This window comes from Mycobacterium sp. DHQP2018-32-09 (assembly GCF_058148405.1).
On sequence record NZ_JBYVYK010000019.1, the window covers coordinates 71,647 to 91,044 of the forward strand.

The window sequence follows — 19,398 nt, forward strand, 5'->3', positions numbered from 1 at the left end:
ATCTTCGCGTCAGGCGTCGCCGCCCGAGGGGCCGTCCGACGACGAGTCCGTGTCGGCCTGCTTGTCGTCGGTCGACTTGGCGGGCGTAGCGGGCTTGACGGGCTTCACCGGTTCGCTGCTGGGCTTGGCGCTCTTGACTCCCGATCGGTCGGCGGTACGCACGTCGTCGGTCGCGGACTTCCCACCCTTCGGTTCGTCCTTCGGCTTCTCGGCCGTGGGCTGCTCCGTGGACTTCTCGGCCGCGGGCTCGTCCTTCGGCTTCTCGGCCGCGGGCACGTCCTTCGGCTTCTCGACCGCCGACTGCTCCTGGGGCTTCTCGACCGCTGGCTGATCCTCGGCCTGCGCGGCCGCCGGCTCCTCGGCCTCCGGCGCCTGCACGGCGACCGATCCGGTGTCGTCGACGGTCGACGTGCCGGTGCCGATGGCGACGAGCCGTGCCCGCGCAGCGGGCACGGCCGCGATGGCCGCGGCATCCGAGGCCTCGGACGCGCCACCGGCCATGGCGGCGCTCGATGCCGCGGCGGCCGGCGCCACCCCCAAGATCTGGCCGATGGCCGCGTTGATCTGCTCGGTGGCGGCCCACACGGCATTGCGCAGGTTCTCGACGAGCGCCCCCGGGCCGCCGAACGGCGCAGGCAGCGCATCGCGCAGTCCGTACAGCGCCGGATCGGCGATCCACAGCGAGCCGTCCACCACGTTCTCCAGGAACGCCGAAAGCGCCTGCGCACCATTGCCCGCGACGATCTGGGGCAGCACGTCGACGAATCCGAGCGGCAGGGTCACGGTCGCCATGGCCAACCGCATCCCGGAGGCGACGGCCCCCTGCGCCACCAGGGCAACGCCGTTGAGCGGCCCGGTGGGTGCGGTGTAGGGCACCGGCCCCGGACGCTGGAACGCCAGCAGCGTGCCGTCGACGAAGTCACGCACGACCCCGGCCGGATCCAACAGCCCGCCGCTGACCTCCTGTGCGGCGCGCCAGATCTGGTCGCGGACCGTCTCGATGAAGCCGCCCGCGCCGCCGAGGGGGGCGGGCAGTGCGTCCCGCAGCGCATACAGCGTGGGGTCGACGACCCACAGCGGGCCGTCGACGACGTTGGTCACGAACGCCTCGAGCGCTGCTGCGCCATCGCCGGCCAACGCCGCCTGGAACAGCGCGCCGACGCCACCGGCCAGGCTGACGACGGCGGCACCCGCGCGCAGACCCGTGGCGGCGACACCTTCGCCGACGTGCGCGACGCCGTCGACGGGATCGCCGACCGGCGTGTAGGGCACCGGCCCCGGACGTTCGAACGCCAGCAGCGTGCCCTGCACGAATGCCTGCAACGCAGCTACCGGGTCGAACGCGCGCAGCGCCTGGCCCACGGCCTGCGTCTGAGCGAGGTGAGCCGCGTCGACGACCGCGGCCAGCCGCACCTGCGCACTGCGCTGATCCTTTGCCAGATCCACTGCCGGATTCATCGCGGACGTGGCGACGATGACGCCGGCCCCCATCATCGCCACCCCGGCGCGGGCGTATGACTTTGTAGCATGCATTAATTGGCCCCCCTGTCGACCATCCCCCGATGCAGCATCGTTGCTGACGCACTGAAACGTACGTCGTCGACGACGCGTTGCGGGAAGGACTCACAGGATTCTGCAGGGAACGCCACCGGGTCCCTTGCGATGCCAACTAGCTGGCAGCAAAGCCACGTCGCTGACCTGCTGGGAGCTACTTAACCGAGCTAGGGGAAACGCTCATTGTCAGTCGACTTACGCCGCGCACCCGCCGCGTCGCCTCACGCGGCCGACGCCTCCTGGGTGGCGGGCTTGCGGCCCAGCGTGATGATCTTGCGCACCACCGTGGCGAACTGCTTGGGCAACGGACCCTTGTTGTAGGGCAGACCGTAGCGTTCGCAGATCTCCTGGACCTCCTTGGCGATGTCGGCGTGCCGATGGGCCGGGATGTCGGGGAACAGGTGGTGTTCGATCTGGAAGGACAGGTTGCCGCTCAGGACGTGGAACAGCTTGCCGCCCGTGAGGTTCGCCGAACCCAGCAGCTGCCGAAAGTACCACTGCCCGCGCGACTCGTTCTGGGTCTCCTCGATCGAGAACTCCTGCACGCCTTCGGGAAAGTGTCCGCAGAAGATGATGGCGTAGGACCAGACGTTGCGGATGAGGTTCGCGGTCATGTTGCCCGCGAACGTGAACGGCGCGAACGGACCCGACAGCAGCGGGAACGCCACGTAGTCCTTGAGGGTCTGGCGTCGCACCTTCTTCCAGATGCCCGCCAGGATCTCCCGCTTGTCGGCGATGGTGATCTCCCCGGCGCGGATGCGCTCGGTCTCCAGTTCGTGCAGTGCCACCCCGTACTGGAACAGCACCATGAGCAGGAACGCGTACACCGCGTTGCCGCGGTAGTACGGCACCCACTTCTGGTCCTCGCTCATGCGCAGGATGCCGTAGCCCACGTCGCGGTCCATGCCGACGATGTTGGTGTAGGTGTGATGCATGTAGTTGTGCGAGTGCCGCCACTGGTCGCTGGGGCAGGCCGAGTCCCACTCGAAGTCTCGACTGGCCAGGCTCGGGTCACCGGTCCAGTCGTACTGGCCGTGCATGACGTTGTGGCCGATCTCCATGTTGTCGAGGATCTTCGACAGCGCGAGCATCGCGGTGCCGGCGATCCACGCGGGCGGCAGGACCCCGGCCCACAGCAGGGCACGCCCCCCCACCTCGAGACCGCGCTGCGCCTTGATGACGCGGCGGATGTAGGTGAGGTCGCGCTCGCCGAGGTCGGCGATCACGCGCTCGCGGATCGCGTCCAGGTCGCGGCCGAACGCCTCGACCTGCTCGGGGCTCAGGCTGATGACCGTGCCGTTGACGGACTTGCTGACGCCGCCGGGCGCCGGGGTCCTGGTGGTGGTTTCGGTGGTGGCTTCGGTGGTGGTTTCGGTGGAGCGATCGAGCATGGCAGTCATGACTGTTCTCCTCTCGTGGGGATGGTCAGATGTCGATCTCGACGTCACCGAGCGGTGCGGTGACGCAGATCTGGACGTCCTCGGAATCGGCGGCCGACACGGCCCCCGTGATCAGGTTCTTCACGGCACCACCGGTCTTGCGGCGGGTGCAGGTGTGGCAGATGCCCATGCGGCATCCGTTCTCGGGTCGCAGCCCGGCGGCCTCGGCCTGCTCGAGGATCGAGCGACCGTCGTCGACGACGTCGACGCCACTGGCGGTGAACGTCATCTGGCCGCCGGAGGCCTCGGCGGGCACGGTGAAGACCGGGGGCACGAAGCTCTCCGACGACGCCTGCGGGCAGTGCGCCTCGACGGCCTCGACCAGTGCGGGCGGCCCGCAGACGAACACGGCGTCCGGGTTCGGCATGGCCGCGGCGAGGTGATCGGCGTCGAAGCGCCCGGCCAGGTCGCCGGCGTCGGCGCTGCGCGTGTAACCGTGCAGCACCCGGACGCCGGCCAGCCCGTCGAGGCCCTCGCGGTAGCAGGCCTCTTCCCGGCTGCGGGCGTAGTGCACGAACGCGATCTCGCCGTCGTGTCCCTCGGCCAGCAGGGTGCGCAGCATCGACAGCACGGGCGTGATGCCGCTGCCGCCGGAGACGAACAGGATGCGCTTGGGACGAACGGCGGGCAGGACGAAGTCGCCGCCCACGCCGTCGAGGCCCACGACCATCCCGGGCCGGGCGTGCTCGAACAGGTAGGTGGACACCACGCCGCCGTCGTGTACGCCGACGGTCAGCTCGAGGTGTCGGGCACCCTCGGCGTTCGCGGGCGAGTAGCACCGCGTGTACCGGCGGCCGTTCACCTCGACGGTGAGGTTGACGTGCTGGCCCGCGCGCACCGCCGGTCCGGCGGTGAACACGTGGTTCGGTTCGAGGGTCAGCGTGACGCTGCGCGGGGTGTCGCGGCGTACCGCGACGATCTTGGCGCGGGCGTCCGAAAGGGTCCAGGTGGGCTCGACGAGTTCGGTGAAGCGGTCGACCCCGTGTGGTCCGGTCAGCAGCTCGACCAGCGGCGAGCGGAGCACTCGATCGCGTAGCCGGAGCGTCGGTGATTGAGTGAACATGTGTACACCGTGCGCCCGGCGGGCGCAGATCGTCAAGGGGTTTCGGCTGTTCGTGGTACAGTTCACACACAGTGAACAGTCGTACTCCCAAGTCACACTCGTCCCGCTCGTCGCGGGACGGTCTGTCACGCGAGGAGCGCAAGGAGGTCACTCGCCGCGCCATCGTGTCGGCCGCGCTGCGCCTCCTGGACAACCGCAGCTTCAGCGCGCTCAGCCTGCGCGAGGTCACCCGCGAGGCGGGCATCGTCCCCGCCGCCTTCTACCGGCACTTCGAGTCGATGGAGGCCCTCGGCCTCGTCCTCATCGACGAGTCGTTCCGGGCGCTGCGAGACATGCTGCGCGGCGCCCGCGCCGGCAAACTCGACCCCAACCGCGTCATCGAATCCTCCGTCGACATCCTGATCGCCAGCGTCAACGAACGCCGCGAGAACTGGCTGTTCATCGGCCGCGAACGCAGCAGCGGACTCACGGTCCTGCGCTACGCCATCCGCACCGAGATCCGGCTCATCACCTCCGAACTCGCGATCGACCTGGCCCGCTTCCCGGGGCTCAACGAGTGGAGCAGCGAGGACCTGAACATCCTGGCCACGCTGTTCGTCAACGCCATGATCTCGATCGCCGAAGCCGTCGAGGACGCCAACGACGCCGCGGCACTCGACGAGATCCGGCGCATCGCCGTCAAACAACTGCGCATGATCGTCGTCGGCATCTCGGAGTGGCGCAGCGACACCCCCTAGGGTGAGCACATGGCGACCCTCGAGACGAGCCGTCCGCACCCCGCCGTCGTGGTCCTGACCCTCGATCGGCCGGACAAGCTCAACGCCCTCAACCACGAGCTGGTCGAGGACCTGCACCGCGCCCTCGACGCCCTCCGGGCCGACGACACCTGCCGCGTGGTCGTACTCACCGGAGCCGGTCGCGGCTTCTGCTCCGGGCTGGACCTCACCGAGCCGTTCCCCGACGCCGCCACCGGCGGCCTCGACGCGCCGCGCGGCGGCATGCGATGGCAGGAGCGCATCGCCGAACTCACCACCAAGCTCACCGAATTGCGCCAACCCGTGATCGCCGCCGTCAACGGCCCCGCCTACGGCGGCGGCTTCGCGCTGGCACTGGCGTCCGACATCCGCATCGCCGGCGCGCAGGCCCGGTTCTGCACCCAGTTCATCAAGCTGGGCCTCGGCGGCGCCGACATCGGCGTCAGCTACACCCTGCCCCGCGTCGTCGGCGCCGGCCAGGCATTCGACCTCATCCTCACAGCCCGCACCGTCGACGCCGAGGAGGCGCTGCGCATCGGGCTGGTGTCCCGCCTGGCCGAGGGCTCGGTGATCGACGACGCGCTCGCGATCGCCGAAACCCTGTGCGGCTACGGGACCTTCGGCGTCGAATCCACCAAACAGGTGCTGTGGGCCAACCTCGAGGCCCCCAGCCTGCGAGCCGCGCTGCACGTCGAGAACCGCAGCCAGATCCTGGCGTCGACCTCCGGTGAACTGCGCGCGGCCACCCTGGCCTTCACCCAGCGCCCGCGGGGTTAGCGCGGCGTCCCGCCGCCGTCCACGATGACGACCGTCCCCGTCATGTAACTGCCCGCATCCGAACACAACAGCAGCGCCGCGCCCACCATCTCGTCGGCCGTCGCCAGCCGCTTGAGCAGCGTGCCGCCCACCATGTGATCGATGGCCGCCTGCGGGTTGTTGCGCATCATGTCGGTGTCCACCGGCCCCGGCGCGATCGCGTTGACGCGGATGCCGTCGCCGGCGAATTCGGCTGCCATGGAACGGGTGTAGGACATCAGGGCAGCCTTGCCCGCGGCGTACATCGACAGGCTCGGCGCGAACAGGAACGCCCCCACCGAGACCATGTTGAGCACGGCGGCGTGCGGGCTGCGCCGCAAGTGCGGCAACGCCTTCTGCGTCAAGAACACCGGCCCGCGGACGTTCACCTCGTTGGACTTGGCCCACGCCTCGACCGTCATCTCCCCCAGCGGCTGCGCCAGCGCGTTGGCGGCGTTGTTCACCACGACGTCGATGCCGCCGAACTCCGCAACGGTGCGCTCCACCACGACGTCCAGGTCCTCGACGCTGCCCAGATGCGCAGGTACCCCGATCGCCTGTCCGCCCAGGCCGCGCAGATGTTCGGCGGCCTGCTCGCAGGCGTCGAGCTTGCGGCTGGACACCACGACACGGGCGCCGGCGAGCACGAAGCCCTCGGCGAGGGCCAACCCGATGCCGCGGGTGCCGCCCGTCACGATGACGGTGCGGTCGGTCAAGTCGAAGAGCCGGTCGAAGGCAGAGCGATCCATGCCGCCAGTAGAACACGTGTCAAGCCGACGACGGAGTGGGTCAGTCGGCCATCGCCCAATTCGACGTGGCGATCAGGTCGCCGCGCTCCAGCGCGGCCGCCCGGTGCGCGTGCACCTCCAGATAGTCCGGATCGGCGATCATGTCGAGAAACGCCTGGGGCGAGGGATACTCGACCACCAGCACGGCGTCCCATTCGGGCCGCTCCCCTCACCGATGACGACCGTCGGCGCCGTGCCGGCATACCGCACCGTGGCCCCGGCACGTTCCAGGTGCGGCATGACCTCCCGCGCGTACCTCAGGTAGTGCTCCCGGCCGCCGGCGACGCCGAAACGCAGGAGATTGACCATCACCACCGGTTCCCCGGCCGGACGCCGCCGAAGCGCCGCCAATTGTTCGGCGGTCGGCGCGAGCCCGCTCATATGCACCCGCTGACGCTGATGCGCCGGCCCACGTTGGCACAGACGCTGACGTTGGGCGCGGGGGGCGGCGGCACGTACACCGGCGGCGGCGGTGGTGGTGGCGCGCCCGGCGGCGGCGGTGGGGGTGGCGGTGGGGCGAGCACGCCGTCGAGCTCGGACAGCGGATCCGAACAGCCGCTCACGTCCACGTGCCTGCCGCCGATCGACCCGCACACGGCGCCGGCCTGCGGGGCCGCGACCACACCGGCGCCACCGCACAGCAGCAGCGCCGCCAACACCGTCGCGCAACGTCTCGTCGCCATCGGATCATGGTGCGCCCGCGCCGCTCGCGTCGACGCCGGATTCGACGAAAACGTCACGCGTCGGCGAGCGTCCGGGCGCTGGTGAACGTCCGCGGCCGTCCGGTGAGCGGATCGTCGAAGGCCAGGGTGTGCGCCAGCAGCCGCAGCGGGCGACTGAAGTCGCCGGCCGCCACCTCGACGACCCGCGGATACAGCGGATCGTCGACGATCGGCAGGCCCAGCGACGCCATGTGCACGCGCAGCTGGTGGGTGCGTCCCGTGTGCGGCGTCAGCCGGTACAGCCCGTCACCGAGGTGCTCGACCACGGTCTCGGCGTTGGGCTCACCGTCCTCCTCGAACGCCTGCAACCGGCTGCGCTGCTTGACGATGCGGCTGCGCACCGTCACGGGGAACGTGCGCGCCGGATCCACCCCGGCCCGCGCCAGATAGGTCTTGTGCACCTCGCCGCGGGCGAACATCGTCTGGTAGGCGCCCCGCACCTCGCGCCGCACCGTGAACAGCAGCACCCCGGCGGTGAGCCGATCCAACCGGTGCGCGGGGCTCAGCTCGGGCAGGTCCAGGGACCGCCGCAGCCGCACCAGCGCGGTCTGCACCACGTGCGCGCCGCGCGGCATGGTCGCCAGGAAGTGCGGCTTGTCCACCACCACGACGTCGTCGTCGCGGTGCAGCACCGGCACGTCGAACGGCACCGGCACCTCGTCGGGCAGATCGCGGTAGAGGTACACCCGCGCACCCGCGGGCAGCACCGTCGCTGCGTCGTACGGCGTACCGTCGGCCGAGAACACCTCACCGGCAAGCACCTTCGCGCCGGCGCCGAACCGTCGCTCGAACTCGTCGACCAACCGCCCGCCGTGGACGCGCACCCGGGCCGGGCCGATCCCCTCGAAGCCGGGCCTCAATTCAGCGGCACCGGTTCCAGGATCTCGGAGCGGGCCTCCGGCGCGGCCGCGCGCAACGCGTCGGCGGACTCGTCGTCGGGCTGGGTCTGCGACCGCACCTCGGCCTCGACCCGCGCGCGATACGTCGACACCTCGCGGTCGACGTCGTCGGCAGACCACCCCAGCACCGGCGCCACCGCCTCGGCGACCTCCTGCGCGCAGTCGACGCCGCGGTGCGGGTATTCGATCGAGATCCGCATGCGACGGGCCAGGATGTCCTCGAGGTGCAGCGCCCCCTCGGCAGCCGCGGCGTACACCGCCTCCACCTTGAGGTACACCGGCGCCTCGGTGATGGGCGTCAACAGTTCCGGCTTGCCGTCGGCGAGGTCGAGCACCTCCCCGATCAGCGATCCGTAGCGGTCCAGCAGGTGCCGCACGCGGTACGGGTGCAGGCCGTAGTGGTTGCCGACGTGCTCGGTCTGGTTCACCAACGCGAAGTAACCGTCGGCACCCATCAGCGGCACCTTCTCGGTGATCGACGGCGCCACCCGGGTGGGCACGAACTCGGCCGCCGCGTCGATGGCGTCCTCGGCCATGACGCGGTAGGTGGTGTACTTGCCGCCCGCGATCGCCACCAACCCCGGCGACGGCACGGCCACGGCGTGCTCGCGGGAGAGCTTGGAGGTCTCCTCGCTCTCGCCGGCCAGCAGCGGCCGCAGCCCCGCGTACACCCCGTCGATGTCGTCGTGGGTGAGCGGCGTCGCCAGCACGGTGTTGACGTGACCGAGGATGTAGTCGATGTCGGCCTTCGTCGCCGCGGGATGCGCGAGGTCGAGATTCCAGTCGGTGTCGGTGGTTCCGATGATCCAGTGCGTGCCCCACGGGATCACGAACAGCACCGACTTCTCGGTGCGCAGGATGATCGCGACCTCGCTGACGATGCGATCGCGGGGCACCACGATGTGCACGCCCTTGGACGCCCGCACGCGGAATCGGCCGCGCTGCTTGGACAGGGCCTGGATCTCGTCGGTCCACACGCCGGTCGCGTTCACCACCACGTGCCCGTGCACCTCGGTGGTGGCGCCGTTCTCCGAGTCGCGGATGCGCACGCCGGTCACCCGGTCACCCTCGCGCAGCAACGCCACCACCTGCGTCGAGGTGCGCACCACGGCGCCGTAGTGGGCGGCGGTGCGCGCCACGGTCGTGGTGTGCCGCGCGTCATCGACCACCGTGTCGTAGTACCGGATGCCGCCGATGAGCGAGCTGCGCTTGAGTCCCGGCGCCAGCCGCAGCGCCCCGGCCTTCAACAGATGCTTCTGCGCAGGAACGGATTTCGCGCCGCCCAGCTGGTCGTAGAGGAAGATGCCGGCCGCCACGTACGGCCGCTCCCAGAACCGCTGCGTCAGCGGGAACAGGAACGGCAGCGGCTTGACCAGGTGCGGCGCCAGCGTCGTCAGCGACAGCTCGCGCTCGTGCAGCGCCTCGCGCACCAGACCGAACTCCAGCTGCTCCAGGTAGCGCAACCCGCCATGGAACATCTTGCTGCTGCGGCTCGACGTCCCCGAGGCGAAGTCGCGCGCCTCCACCAGCGCCACCTTGAGCCCGCGGGTCGCGGCGTCGAGCGCGGCACCCGCGCCCACCACCCCACCCCCGATCACGACGACGTCGAACTGCTCGCTGCCCAGCCTCTCCCACGCGGTGGCCCGCTGCTGCGGGCCGAGGAGGGTCTGCCCGCTGCCAGGACCGGGGATCGGATCGTTCACGCCGAGTTCCTTTCTGGGTCGTGTCGCTCTTGTCGTGGTCGTCGGCGTCGGATGCTCAGTCCAAGTCGTCGTGAGCCATCAGTCGGCGGGCGGCCTCGACGATCGAACCCGACAGCGACGGATACACCGACAGCGTCTGCGCCAGGTCGGTGACGCTGAGGTTGTTCTGCACCGCCAACCCGATGGGCAGGATCAACTCCGAGGCGATGGGTGCCACCACCACCCCGCCGATCACCACACCGGTGGCGGGCCTGCAGAAGATCTTGACGAAACCCCTTCGCAGCAGCGACATCTTGGCGCGCGCATTGGTGGTCAGCGGCAACATCAAGGTCCGCGCAGGCACGGTGCCGTCGTCGATCTTGGTCTGCGGGACGCCCACCGCGGCGATCTCGGGCCGCGTGAACACGGCCGCGGCGACGGTGCGCAGCCGAATCGGCGACACCCCCTCGCCCAGCGCGTGATACATCGCGATGCGGCCCTGCATCGCCGCGACCGACGCCAGCGGCAGCAGACCCGTGCAGTCCCCTGCGGCGTAGATGCCCGCCGCCGTGGTCCGCGAGACCCGGTCCACCGGAATGTAATCGCCACGACCCAGCTCGATGCCCACCCGTTCCAGGCCCAGACCACCGGTGTTGGGCACCGAGCCCACCGTCATCAGCGCGTGGCTGCCCTCGACGACGCGGCCGTCGGCGAGGGCCACGCGGACCCCGTCGCCGGTCCGGGTCACCGAATCCGCCCGCGCGTTCTTGACGAGCTTGACGCCGCGTTCGTTGAAGGCCTCCTCGAGCACGGCGGCGGCGTCGGAGTCCTCGTGCGGCAGGATCTGGTCGCGGCTGGCCACCACCGTCACCTGCACCCCCAGCTCGGTGTACGCGCTGCAGAACTCCGCGCCCGTGACCCCGGAACCCACGATGATCAGATGCGACGGCAACTCGGTCAGATCGTAGAGCTGACGCCAGTTCAGGATGCGTTCGCCGTCGGGTACCGCCCCGGGCAGCACGCGGGGGCTGGCACCGGTCGAGATCAGCACCACGTCGGCCTTGAGCACGCCGACCTTGCCGTCGGGCGTGGTGACCTTCACCCGGTGGTGCGCCATGCCGGGCACGTCGTCGACCAGCTCGCCGCGGCCCGCGACCACCGTCACGCCCTCCCGCAGCAGGTTGGAGCCGATGTCGGCGGACTGGGAGCGGGCCAGTGTCTTGACGCGGTTGTGGATCTGCTCGAGCGAGATCTTGGCGTCCTCGATCGCGATGTCGAAACCGAGACCGTTGGCGCGGCGCAGCTCGGTACGCACGCCGGTGGACGCGATGAACGTCTTGGACGGCACGCAGTCCCAGAGCACGCACGCCCCGCCGATGCCGTCGGCGTCGACGACGGTGACCTGGGCGACGTCGGGTCCACGGCTGGCGGCGACCAGTGCGGCCTCGTAACCGGCCGGGCCGCCACCGATGATCACGATGCGGGTAACCACGACTCCATCTAACCCTTAGACCCACCGGTCGCGCCCGTCGGTCAACGCTTAGTCTTGTCGGGTGCCGCTCTACGCCGCGTACGGGTCGAACATGCATCCCGAGCAGATGCTGGAACGCGCGCCGCACTCCCCCATGGCCGGGACCGGTTGGCTCCACGGGTGGCGGCTGACGTTCGGCGGCGCCGACATCGGCTGGGAGGGCGCGCTCGCGACCCTGGTCGAGGACCCCGACTCCAAGGTCTTCGTCGTGCTCTACGACATGACCAAGGAGGACGAGGAGAACCTCGACCGCTGGGAAGGCTCCGAGTTGGGCTTTCACAAGAAGATCCGCTGCCGCGTCGAGCGCACCTCGTCGGACACCGACACCGACCCGGTGCTGGCGTGGCTCTACGTCGTCGACGCGTGGGAGGGCGGCATCCCGTCGGCCCGCTACCTGGGCGTCATGGCGGAGGCCGCCGAGATCGCCGGCGCACCGGCGGAGTACGTGCACGACCTGCGGACGCGGCCGTCGAGCAACGTCGGACCGGGCACCACGGGTTAGACCGGCGCGCGCTGCGCCCCGTCAGACCAGCGCGCGCTGCGCCCCATCAGACCAGCGCGCTCTGCGCCCCGTCAGACCAGCGCGCTCTGCGCCCCGTCAGACCAGCGCGCTCTGCGCGACCACGTTCGTCATCACCCGCACCCCCACGGCCAGCGCCCGCTCGTCCAGATCGAACGTCGGCTGGTGCAGGTCCAGCTGCGGGCCGCGGCCCGACCACACGCCCAAGCGCGCCATGGCACCGGGCACCTCCTCGAGATACCAGGAGAAGTCCTCGCCGCCCCCGGACTGGCGGGTGTCGGCCAGCGCATCCGGACCGATCGCCTCGATCGCATGCACCAGGATGCGGGTCGCGGTTTCCTCGTTGACCACCGGCGGCACGCCGCGGCGGTAGTTCACCGCGTACTCGACCTGCAGCGGGGTCAGCAGCGCCGCGACGATCTCACCGACCAGGTCCTCCATCGCGACCCACGCCTCGCGGCTGGCGGTGCGGATGGTGCCCGCCAGCGTGCCCGTCTGCGGAATCGCGTTGGCGGCCAGCCCGGCGTTCACCGCACCCCACACCATGATCGTGCTGTTGCGGGGGTCGACGCGCCGCGACAACACCCCGGGCACGCCGGTGATCAGCGTGCCGAGCGCGTACACCAGGTCGCCGGTCAGGTGCGGCCGCGAGGTGTGCCCGCCGGGCGACTGCACGGTGATCTCGACCTGGTCGGCCGCCGACGTGATGGGCCCCACGATCGTGGCCACCTTGCCGACCTCCAGGCGCGGATCGCAGTGCAGCGCGAAGATCCGCGACACCCCGTTGAGCACACCGGCGGCGACGGCGTCGATGGCACCGCCCGGCATCAGTTCCTCGGCGGCCTGGAACACCAGCCGCACGCCGACCGGGAGTTCCGGCGCCGACGCCAACGCCAGCGCCGTCCCCAGCAGCACCGAGGTGTGCCCGTCGTGTCCACACGCGTGCGCGACACCGGGAACGAGCGACGCGTACTCCGCGCCCGTGCGTTCGGTCATCGGCAGCGCATCCATGTCGGCGCGCAGGGCCACCCGCGGACCCTCGGGCCCGATGTCGCACGTGAGTCCCGTGCCGCCGGGCAGCACCTTGGGGTTCAGGCCGGCGTCGGCCAGCCGCGAAGCGACGAACTGCGTCGTCGCGAACTCCTGGCGCCCCAGCTCGGGGTTGCGGTGCAGGTGCCTGCGCCAGGCGATCAGCTCGTCGCCGTGGGCGGCCAGCCAGGCGTCGGTGTGTTGGGTGAGGTTCACGCGCGCCGCCGCTCGAGGTGGGCCAGCACCCGGTCGCGTTCGTCGGGCGTCTCGGCCAGTCGCGTCACCGTGCGCGCCAGCATCACCGCGCCCTCGACCACCGCCGCGTCGGCGCTGGGGCCGGCCGCCGCGGCGGCGAAGCCCGGCTGGTGCACCGAGGCGCCGCCCGCGTCGATGCCGACGACGGGATGGATGCCGGGCAGCAGTTGCGTCACATTGCCCATGTCGGTGCTGCCCAGGGGGAAGGCCTGCTCGACCTCCGGGCCCACCGGCGTGCGACCCAGGCGCACCATCTCGGCGCGGAACGTCTCCGCGAGCCACGCGTCGGGCGTCAGCTCGTGGTAGGCGGGCTCGGTGGGTTCCACCCGGTGCTCGCATCCGGTGGCGATGGCACCGGACAGGAAGCAGTCCGACATGCGGCTCTCCAGTTCGCGTAGCGACGCGGCATCGTTGGCGCGCATCGTGTAGGCCATCTCGGCGTGGCCGGGGATGACGTTGGCGGCCTGCCCGCCGCTGGTGACGATGCCGTGGGTCATCTGACCGGGGGCGAACTGCTGACGGAGCAGGCCGATGGCGACCTGCGCGACCGTGATGGCATCCCCGGCGTTGAGGCCCAGGTGCGGCGCCACCGCGGCGTGCGATTCCCGACCGAGGTAACTCACGGCGACCTGCGACAGGGCCAGCGAGCGCGCCCTGGCGATGTCGATCGGACCGGGGTGCAGCATCACCGCGGCCGCGACGTCGTCGAACGCGCCCGCCTCCAGCATCAGCACCTTGCCGCCGCCGGCCTCCTCGGCGGGGGTGCCCAGCAGCACCACCGTCAGGTCGAGGTCGTCGGCCACGTCGGCGAGCGCCAACGCGGTGCCGACGGCGGACGCGGCGATGACGTTGTGTCCGCACGCGTGCCCGATCTCGGGCAGCGCGTCGTACTCCGCGCACACGCCGACGACGAGCGATCCGCTGCCGAAGCTGGCCCGGAAGGCGGTGTCGAGGCCGGCGACCCCCGCCGTGATCTCGAAGCCCCGTTCGGCGACCAGGGCCTGGGTCTTGGCGCAGCTGCGGTGTTCGTGGAACGCCAACTCCGGTTCGGCGTGGATGTCGTGCGACAGCGCGACGAGATCACCGCCGCGACGACGCACGGTCTCCTCGACGACGGTCGAGGCGCTGGCGGTGGGCATCTCCGCAGTATCTCACCGGCGGGCAAACCGCTCCTCCCGTGGTCCGTAGGCTGCTGTCCGTGACCGATCCACGGGCCGTGAACGACGCCACCGCCACCGCCGCTGCCGACGCGATCGTCGAACGCACGGGCGGCCGCCGCTTCGACGCCGCCGTCGTCCTGGGCTCCGGATGGGTGCCCGCGGCAGCGCGATTGGGCGAGCCCCACGCGACGATCCCCATGGCCGACCTGCCGGGGTTCCGCCCGCCGACGGCACAGGGTCACGGCGGGACGGTCCTCGCGGTGACGGTCGCGGGGACGCGGGTGCTGGTGCTGCTGGGCCGCATCCACGCCTACGAGGGCCACGACCTCGCTCACGTGGTCCACCCGGTGCGCACCGCGTGCGCGGCCGGCGCGCGCACCGTCGTGCTGACCAACGCGGCGGGCGGCCTGCGTCCCGAGTACGCGGTGGGCCAGCCCGTGCTGGTCAGCGATCACCTCAACCTCACGGCCCGGTCGCCGCTCGTCGGGGCCCAGTTCGTCGACCTGGTGGATGCCTACTCGCCGCGGCTGCGCGCGCTGGCGACCGCCGTCGACCCGACGCTGGTCGAGGGGGTGTACGCGGGCCTACCCGGCCCGCACTACGAGACGCCCGCCGAGATCCGCATGCTGCGCACGCTGGGCGCCGACCTGGTCGGCATGTCGACCGTGCACGAGACCATCGCCGCCCGGGCCGCCGGCGCCGAGGTGCTCGCGGTGTCGCTGGTGACGAACTTGGCGGCGGGCATGACGGGTCAGCCGCTGTCGCACGCCGAGGTGCTCGAGGCCGGCCGTCAGTCGGCGACGCGGATGGGTTCGCTGCTGGCCGACGTGCTGTCGCGCCTGTAGCGCCGGGTGAGCGCCGCGAGGCCGCGCGCCAGCAGCGGTGCGGCGAACAGCATCAGCAGTACCCGCACCACCTGCGCCGCCACGATGAACGTGACGTTGGAGCCGGTTTCGACCGCGGTCGCAAGCACGGCGTAGATGCCGCCGGGGCTGGTCGACAGGTAGCCCTCCAGCGGGCTGATCCCGGCGACCTCGGCCAACACCACGCCCAGGCCGGCGCACGCGACGTTGAGGAAGACGATGAGCGCCAGCGCGGCAGGCAGGGCCCTGCCGATGGCGCGCAGGGACTCCCTGGTGAAGCTGACCCCGGCCTGCCAGCCGATGACGGCGTAGCCCAACTGCACCAGCACCAGCGGCACCGAGAGCCCGAAGGAGGTGCCGGTCAGCTCCAGTGCGATGGTCACCGCCATGGGGCCGAGGAGTCCGGCGCCGGGCAGTCTCACCAGCCTGCCGGCGACGGTGCCGACTGCGACGATGACGACGAGCATGGCGACGCCGAGATACCAGGGCAGGGACCCGGTGTCCTGCACCGGCGCGGCGTGATCGGTGCGTTCGGCGTGGTAGACCACGGTGACCACGACGGGCATCGACGCCGTGATCAGCGCGACCCGCAGGTACTGCACGACGGCGACCACGCGGTCGTCGCCGCCGAGTTCGCGCGCGATGGCCACCAGCCCGGACGCGCCGCCGGCCACCAGCGCCAGCGATCCGGTGAGCGGGGTGACGTCGCGGTGCAGGCCCAGCAGGGCGCCGGCGAGGACGCTGAGCGCCAGGGTGGCGACGGCGACGCCCAGCACGATCGCCCAGTCCGGGCCGAGGGCGTCGAGCGCGTCGCGGTGGACCATGGTGCCGATGTAGACGCCGAGCACGCCCTGCGCGGCGAGCCCGGCGATCCGGGGTACCCGGGCAGGTGCCAGTGACGCGAGGGCCAGGGCGATGCCCACGACCAGGGCTGCGAACAGGGCGGCCGACGGCACCCCGATGAGGGTGAGCGGAACGGTCACGGCGACCGTGGTGACCGCCAGCAGCACCCACTTCAGCATGAAGCCAAGTATGGACTTCGTATTTCACGATCACAATCTGCTATGACTCGCGGAATCATTAAGGTATGACTTGGTAATGCGTGAACCCGGCATCCATGCGGCGACCGAACTGCGGGAATCGATCATGGCGTTGACCCGCCAGCTGCGCAGACACCGCAGCGACAACGGCCTCACGCTCTCCCAACAGCAGGTGCTCGGCGAGGTGAGCCGCACCGGCGTCACCACGCCGGCCGAACTGGCCATCCGCATGCACGTGCGCGTGCAGTCGCTCACCGAGAGCATCAACCAGCTGGCCGCCCGCGGCCTGGTGGCCCGCCGCACCGACAGCGACGACCGGCGTCGACAGCTCATCGAGGTGACCGCCGACGGCACGGCCCTGCTGGAGGCCGACCGCGCCGAGCGTGACGCGTGGCTGCACGACGCGATGCGCGAGACGTTGACCGACCTCGAGATCGACCTGCTGATGCTGGTGGCGCCGGTGTTGCGAAAACTGGCCGAGGGTCCGCCCGCGCCCGGCCACACCCCACCCGGCCGCACCCCACCCGGCCGCACCCCACCCGGCCGCACCCCAGAATGAGTGCATGACCCACCTGGAGTTCGGTACCGCCGGCCTGCGCGGGCCACTGCGCGACGGACCGGACGGCATGAACGTGGCCACCGTGGAACGCGCGACGTGGGCGCTGGCGCGCGTGCTGCAGGACCGTTGCCTCGCCGGGTCGACGGTCGTCGTCGGCCGTGACGCCCGGCACCAGTCCGACGAGTTCGCGCTGGCTACTGCCGAAGTGCTTGCCGCCCAGGGATTCTCGGTGACGCTACTACCCGACCCGGTGCCCACCCCGGTGGTCGTCTACGCGGTACGGCGCACCCGCGCGGTGGCCGGCGTGCAGATCACGGCCTCCCACAACCCCAAGGGCGACAACGGGTACAAGGTGTTCGCCGAGGGTGGACTGCAGATCATCAGCCCCACCGATCGCGAGATCGAGGCCGCGATGGCCGAGGCGCCCGCGCACCCGGCGCACGCGGACACCGAGCCCACCGACACCGCACTGGTGCACGACTACGTCCGGCGCGCGGCCGGCGTGCGCCGCGGGGCCGGTGACGTGCGCGTGGCACTGACGGCCCTGCACGGCGTGGGCGGCGAGGTGGCGCTGCAGGTGCTCAACGCGGCGGGCATCACCGACGTCCACGTCGTCACCGAGCAGTTCGCACCCGACCCCGACTTTCGCACCGTCGCGTTCCCCAACCCGGAGGAGCCGGGCGCCACCGACCTGCTGCTGGCGCTGGCGGCCGACGTCGACGCCGACGTCGCGATCGCCCTGGATCCCGATGCCGACCGCTGCGCCGTCGGCATCCCCACCGACACCGGCTGGCGCATGCTGTCGGGCGACGAAACCGGTTGGCTTCTGGGCGATTACGTGCTGTCAAACGCTGACCCCGACGTCGCGCGGGCCTCGGTGGTGGCCAGCACCGTGGTGTCCTCACGCATGCTGGGAGCCATCGCCGCCGGCTACGGCGCCCAGCACGTCGAGACCCTCACCGGCTTCAAGTGGCTGGCGCGCGCCGACGCGGACCTGCCGGGCATGACGCTGCTGTACGCCTACGAGGAGGCCATCGGACACTGCGTCGACCCGGCGGCCGTCCGGGACAAGGACGGCATCTCCGCCGCCGTGCTCGTCTGCGACCTGGTGGCCGCGCTGCGTCGGGCGGGCCGCACGGTGCCCGCCGCCCTGGCCGGCCTGTTCGCCCGCCACGGCGTGCACGTCACGTCGGCGGTGTCGCGCCGCTTCGACGACGTGGCGCAGGCGCGTGACGTCATGGCACGGCTGCGCACCGACCCGCCCTCGAGCCTCGCGGGTCACCCCGTGACGGTCGAGGACCTGAACCACCGGCGCGGCCGCGGGCGCACCGATGCGCTGGTGTTCACCAGCGCCGGGGCCTCCGCGCGCGTGGTGGTGCGGCCGTCGGGAACCGAGCCGAAGCTCAAGTGCTACCTGGAGATCCGCTTGCCCCCGACCGACGACGTGCCCCCGGCCATGGCGCACGCCGAGGCCCTGCTGACCGAGTTGTCCGAGGCGGTACGCGCGCTCACATGACCTCTCCGACCGGGACCTTTCCGACCGCGACCTTTCCGACCACGGCCGCCGAGCGCACGATTGCTGACGCGACACGCCGGGGGGCGAGGCAACGAGCGGCGTGTCGGCGAGCCGACCGGCGCACCACGGACCTGCCTCGGATCTGACGCGGAGCTACCTCGGGCCGAACTGCCGGTCTCCCGCGTCGCCGAGCCCGGGCACGATGTAGGCGTGCTCGTTGAGCCCCGCGTCGACGGCGGCGGTGACGAGCTTCAGGTCGGGCACCACGCGCTCCAGCGCGGCGATGCCCTGCGGCGCACACACCACGCACACGGCGGTGATGTCGACGGCACGGCGCGCCTTCAGCAGGCCCAGGGTGTGGGCCATCGAGCCGCCGGTCGCGAGCATCGGGTCGAGCACCAGCACGGGCTTGGCGCTCAGGTCGTCGGGCAGCGACTCGAGATACGGCGTTGGCAGCGTGGTGGTCTCGTCGCGCGCGATGCCGACGAAGCCCACCTGCGCCTCCGGGATCAGGGCGTGGGCCTGGTCCACCATGCCCAGGCCCGCGCGCAACACGGGCACCAGCAGCGGCGGGGTGGCCAGCCGGGAGCCCTCGGTGTCGGCGACGGGCGTGCGCACGCGGATGGGCTCGCTGGCCGCGGCCCGGGTGGCCTCGTAGACCAGCATCATGGTCAGGTCGCGCAGGGCGGCGCGGAATCCGGCGTTGTCGGTGCGCGCGTCGCGCAGCGTGGTCAGCCGGGCAGCGGCCAGGGGGTGATCGACGATCCGGACGTCCATGGGGTCGAACCCTAGTGGAACCGAATGGCGCTCGGCCGCGTCATACCGAACGTGCACGCTGACATCCCCGCCCTGAATCACCTCGCCGCGGCCCAGGCGCGGCACGCCACCGCACTGGCAGGCATCGCAGCCGATCTGCGCGTCGTCGCCCCGGGGGCGAGCGTCTTCGGACCCACCGGCACCCGCTTCGTCGCGGCGCTGATCGCCGCGCTGGACCGCCAGGCCGACGCGGCGCGCGTACTCGGGACGCGCTTGTCGGCGGCCGCCGACACGGTGCGCGCGACGGCAGCCGCCTACCGCGACGCCGACCGGCACGCGGGCGACGCGCTCGACCCCGCGGCGTGGTGACGTGACCGCGCCGCTGCACGCCCTGCGCGCGACGCTGGGCACCGGCGACCTCGAGGCCACCGTGCAGGGGCTCGACCAAGCGCGCGCCCGCGCCGCCGACGTC

At 71.4% G+C, this 19,398-nt stretch carries 19 protein-coding genes and 1 pseudogene; 7 read left to right on the forward strand and 13 right to left on the reverse strand.

Annotation, left to right across the window (positions count from 1 at the left end):
- Positions 1-9: 9 nt before the first annotated feature.
- The 3 genes from AC30CM_RS11715 to AC30CM_RS11725 form a co-directional block, all read right to left on the reverse strand.
- A complete protein-coding gene (locus AC30CM_RS11715) occupies positions 10-1,446 on the reverse strand; it encodes a hypothetical protein (RefSeq protein ID WP_490117035.1) in 1,437 nt (478 codons plus the stop codon).
- Between the two features lie 329 nt (positions 1,447-1,775).
- On the reverse strand, positions 1,776-2,954 hold the full coding sequence (locus AC30CM_RS11720; protein ID WP_490117036.1) for a fatty acid desaturase family protein: 1,179 nt from the start codon (positions 2,952-2,954) through the stop codon (positions 1,776-1,778).
- 25 nt (positions 2,955-2,979) lie between these two features.
- Positions 2,980-4,056, reverse strand: a complete 1,077-nt coding sequence (locus tag AC30CM_RS11725) for a ferredoxin reductase (protein ID WP_490117037.1) — start codon at positions 4,054-4,056, stop codon at positions 2,980-2,982.
- A 71-nt stretch (positions 4,057-4,127) separates the two neighbouring features.
- On the opposite strand from AC30CM_RS11725, the gene AC30CM_RS11730 reads away from it, so the two are divergent.
- Both AC30CM_RS11730 and AC30CM_RS11735 read left to right on the forward strand, forming a co-directional pair.
- Entirely contained in the window at positions 4,128-4,793 is a 666-nt protein-coding gene (locus AC30CM_RS11730) for a TetR family transcriptional regulator (protein ID WP_490117038.1), read from the forward strand.
- A gap of 9 nt (positions 4,794-4,802) precedes the next feature.
- Positions 4,803-5,588: an enoyl-CoA hydratase/isomerase family protein gene (locus AC30CM_RS11735; protein ID WP_490117039.1), complete on the forward strand. Its 786-nt coding sequence runs from the start codon at positions 4,803-4,805 to the stop codon at positions 5,586-5,588.
- Here AC30CM_RS11735 and AC30CM_RS11740 read toward each other — a convergent pair.
- From AC30CM_RS11740 to AC30CM_RS11765, 6 genes are all read right to left on the reverse strand, one after another.
- Positions 5,585-6,355, reverse strand: coding sequence for an SDR family NAD(P)-dependent oxidoreductase (locus AC30CM_RS11740; protein ID WP_490117040.1), 771 nt, complete (start codon positions 6,353-6,355; stop codon positions 5,585-5,587). The two genes, AC30CM_RS11735 and AC30CM_RS11740, sit on opposite strands and share 4 nt — an antisense overlap.
- A gap of 40 nt (positions 6,356-6,395) precedes the next feature.
- Positions 6,396-6,539: a DUF1330 domain-containing protein gene (locus AC30CM_RS11745; RefSeq protein ID WP_490117041.1), complete on the reverse strand. Its 144-nt coding sequence runs from the start codon at positions 6,537-6,539 to the stop codon at positions 6,396-6,398.
- 232 nt (positions 6,540-6,771) lie between these two features.
- Positions 6,772-7,077, reverse strand: a complete 306-nt coding sequence (locus AC30CM_RS11750) for an RNA-binding protein (RefSeq protein WP_490117042.1) — start codon at positions 7,075-7,077, stop codon at positions 6,772-6,774.
- A 53-nt stretch (positions 7,078-7,130) separates the two neighbouring features.
- On the reverse strand, positions 7,131-7,940 hold the full coding sequence (locus tag AC30CM_RS11755) for a pseudouridine synthase (protein WP_490117043.1): 810 nt from the start codon (positions 7,938-7,940) through the stop codon (positions 7,131-7,133).
- 32 nt (positions 7,941-7,972) lie between these two features.
- The gene (locus tag AC30CM_RS11760) at positions 7,973-9,718 is read right to left on the reverse strand and encodes a glycerol-3-phosphate dehydrogenase/oxidase (RefSeq protein ID WP_490117044.1); all 1,746 of its coding nucleotides are present in this window, start codon (positions 9,716-9,718) and stop codon (positions 7,973-7,975) included.
- Positions 9,719-9,773: 55 nt separating this feature from the next.
- Complete coding sequence (locus tag AC30CM_RS11765) at positions 9,774-11,189, reverse strand: NAD(P)H-quinone dehydrogenase (RefSeq protein ID WP_490117045.1); 1,416 nt, start codon at positions 11,187-11,189, stop codon at positions 9,774-9,776.
- A 61-nt stretch (positions 11,190-11,250) separates the two neighbouring features.
- On the opposite strand from AC30CM_RS11765, the gene AC30CM_RS11770 reads away from it, so the two are divergent.
- Positions 11,251-11,730, forward strand: a complete 480-nt coding sequence (locus tag AC30CM_RS11770) for a gamma-glutamylcyclotransferase family protein (RefSeq protein ID WP_490117046.1) — start codon at positions 11,251-11,253, stop codon at positions 11,728-11,730.
- 96 nt (positions 11,731-11,826) lie between these two features.
- Here the strand turns inward: AC30CM_RS11770 and AC30CM_RS11775 are convergent, their stop codons facing one another.
- Positions 11,827-12,993 carry a M20 family metallopeptidase gene (locus AC30CM_RS11775; RefSeq protein ID WP_490117047.1) on the reverse strand — a complete coding sequence of 389 codons (1,167 nt, stop codon included), beginning with the start codon at positions 12,991-12,993 and terminating at the stop codon, positions 11,827-11,829.
- The gene (locus tag AC30CM_RS11780; RefSeq protein ID WP_490117048.1) at positions 12,990-14,171 is read right to left on the reverse strand and encodes a M20 family metallopeptidase; all 1,182 of its coding nucleotides are present in this window, start codon (positions 14,169-14,171) and stop codon (positions 12,990-12,992) included. The genes AC30CM_RS11775 and AC30CM_RS11780 overlap by 4 nt, the downstream gene beginning before the upstream one ends.
- A 59-nt stretch (positions 14,172-14,230) precedes the next feature.
- Between AC30CM_RS11780 and AC30CM_RS11785 the strand changes: the two genes are divergently transcribed.
- Positions 14,231-15,037 (forward strand): purine-nucleoside phosphorylase, encoded by an 807-nt coding sequence (locus AC30CM_RS11785; protein ID WP_490117049.1) that lies wholly within the window; start codon positions 14,231-14,233, stop codon positions 15,035-15,037.
- On the opposite strand, the gene AC30CM_RS11790 is transcribed toward AC30CM_RS11785, so the two are convergent.
- Positions 14,983-16,077, reverse strand: coding sequence for an AbrB family transcriptional regulator (locus tag AC30CM_RS11790; protein ID WP_490117050.1), 1,095 nt, complete (start codon positions 16,075-16,077; stop codon positions 14,983-14,985). The genes AC30CM_RS11785 and AC30CM_RS11790 overlap by 55 nt on opposite strands.
- Before the next feature lie 76 nt (positions 16,078-16,153).
- Here AC30CM_RS11790 and AC30CM_RS11795 point away from each other — a divergent pair, with 76 nt between their 5' ends.
- Together AC30CM_RS11795 and AC30CM_RS11800 are read left to right on the forward strand one after the other, a co-directional pair.
- Entirely contained in the window at positions 16,154-16,654 is a 501-nt protein-coding gene (locus AC30CM_RS11795; protein ID WP_490117051.1) for a MarR family winged helix-turn-helix transcriptional regulator, read from the forward strand.
- Positions 16,602-18,170 (forward strand): annotated as a pseudogene (locus AC30CM_RS11800) (phospho-sugar mutase); the annotation flags it as partial. The gene AC30CM_RS11795 and the pseudogene AC30CM_RS11800, both read left to right, overlap by 53 nt.
- A 153-nt stretch (positions 18,171-18,323) precedes the next feature.
- On the opposite strand, the gene upp reads toward AC30CM_RS11800, so the two are convergent.
- Positions 18,324-18,947 (reverse strand): uracil phosphoribosyltransferase, encoded by a 624-nt coding sequence (gene upp, locus AC30CM_RS11805; RefSeq protein WP_490117052.1) that lies wholly within the window; start codon positions 18,945-18,947, stop codon positions 18,324-18,326.
- A gap of 51 nt (positions 18,948-18,998) precedes the next feature.
- On the opposite strand from upp, the gene AC30CM_RS11810 reads away from it, so the two are divergent.
- Positions 18,999-19,295: a type VII secretion target gene (locus tag AC30CM_RS11810; RefSeq protein WP_490117053.1), complete on the forward strand. Its 297-nt coding sequence runs from the start codon at positions 18,999-19,001 to the stop codon at positions 19,293-19,295.
- Positions 19,296-19,398 lie beyond the last annotated feature (103 nt).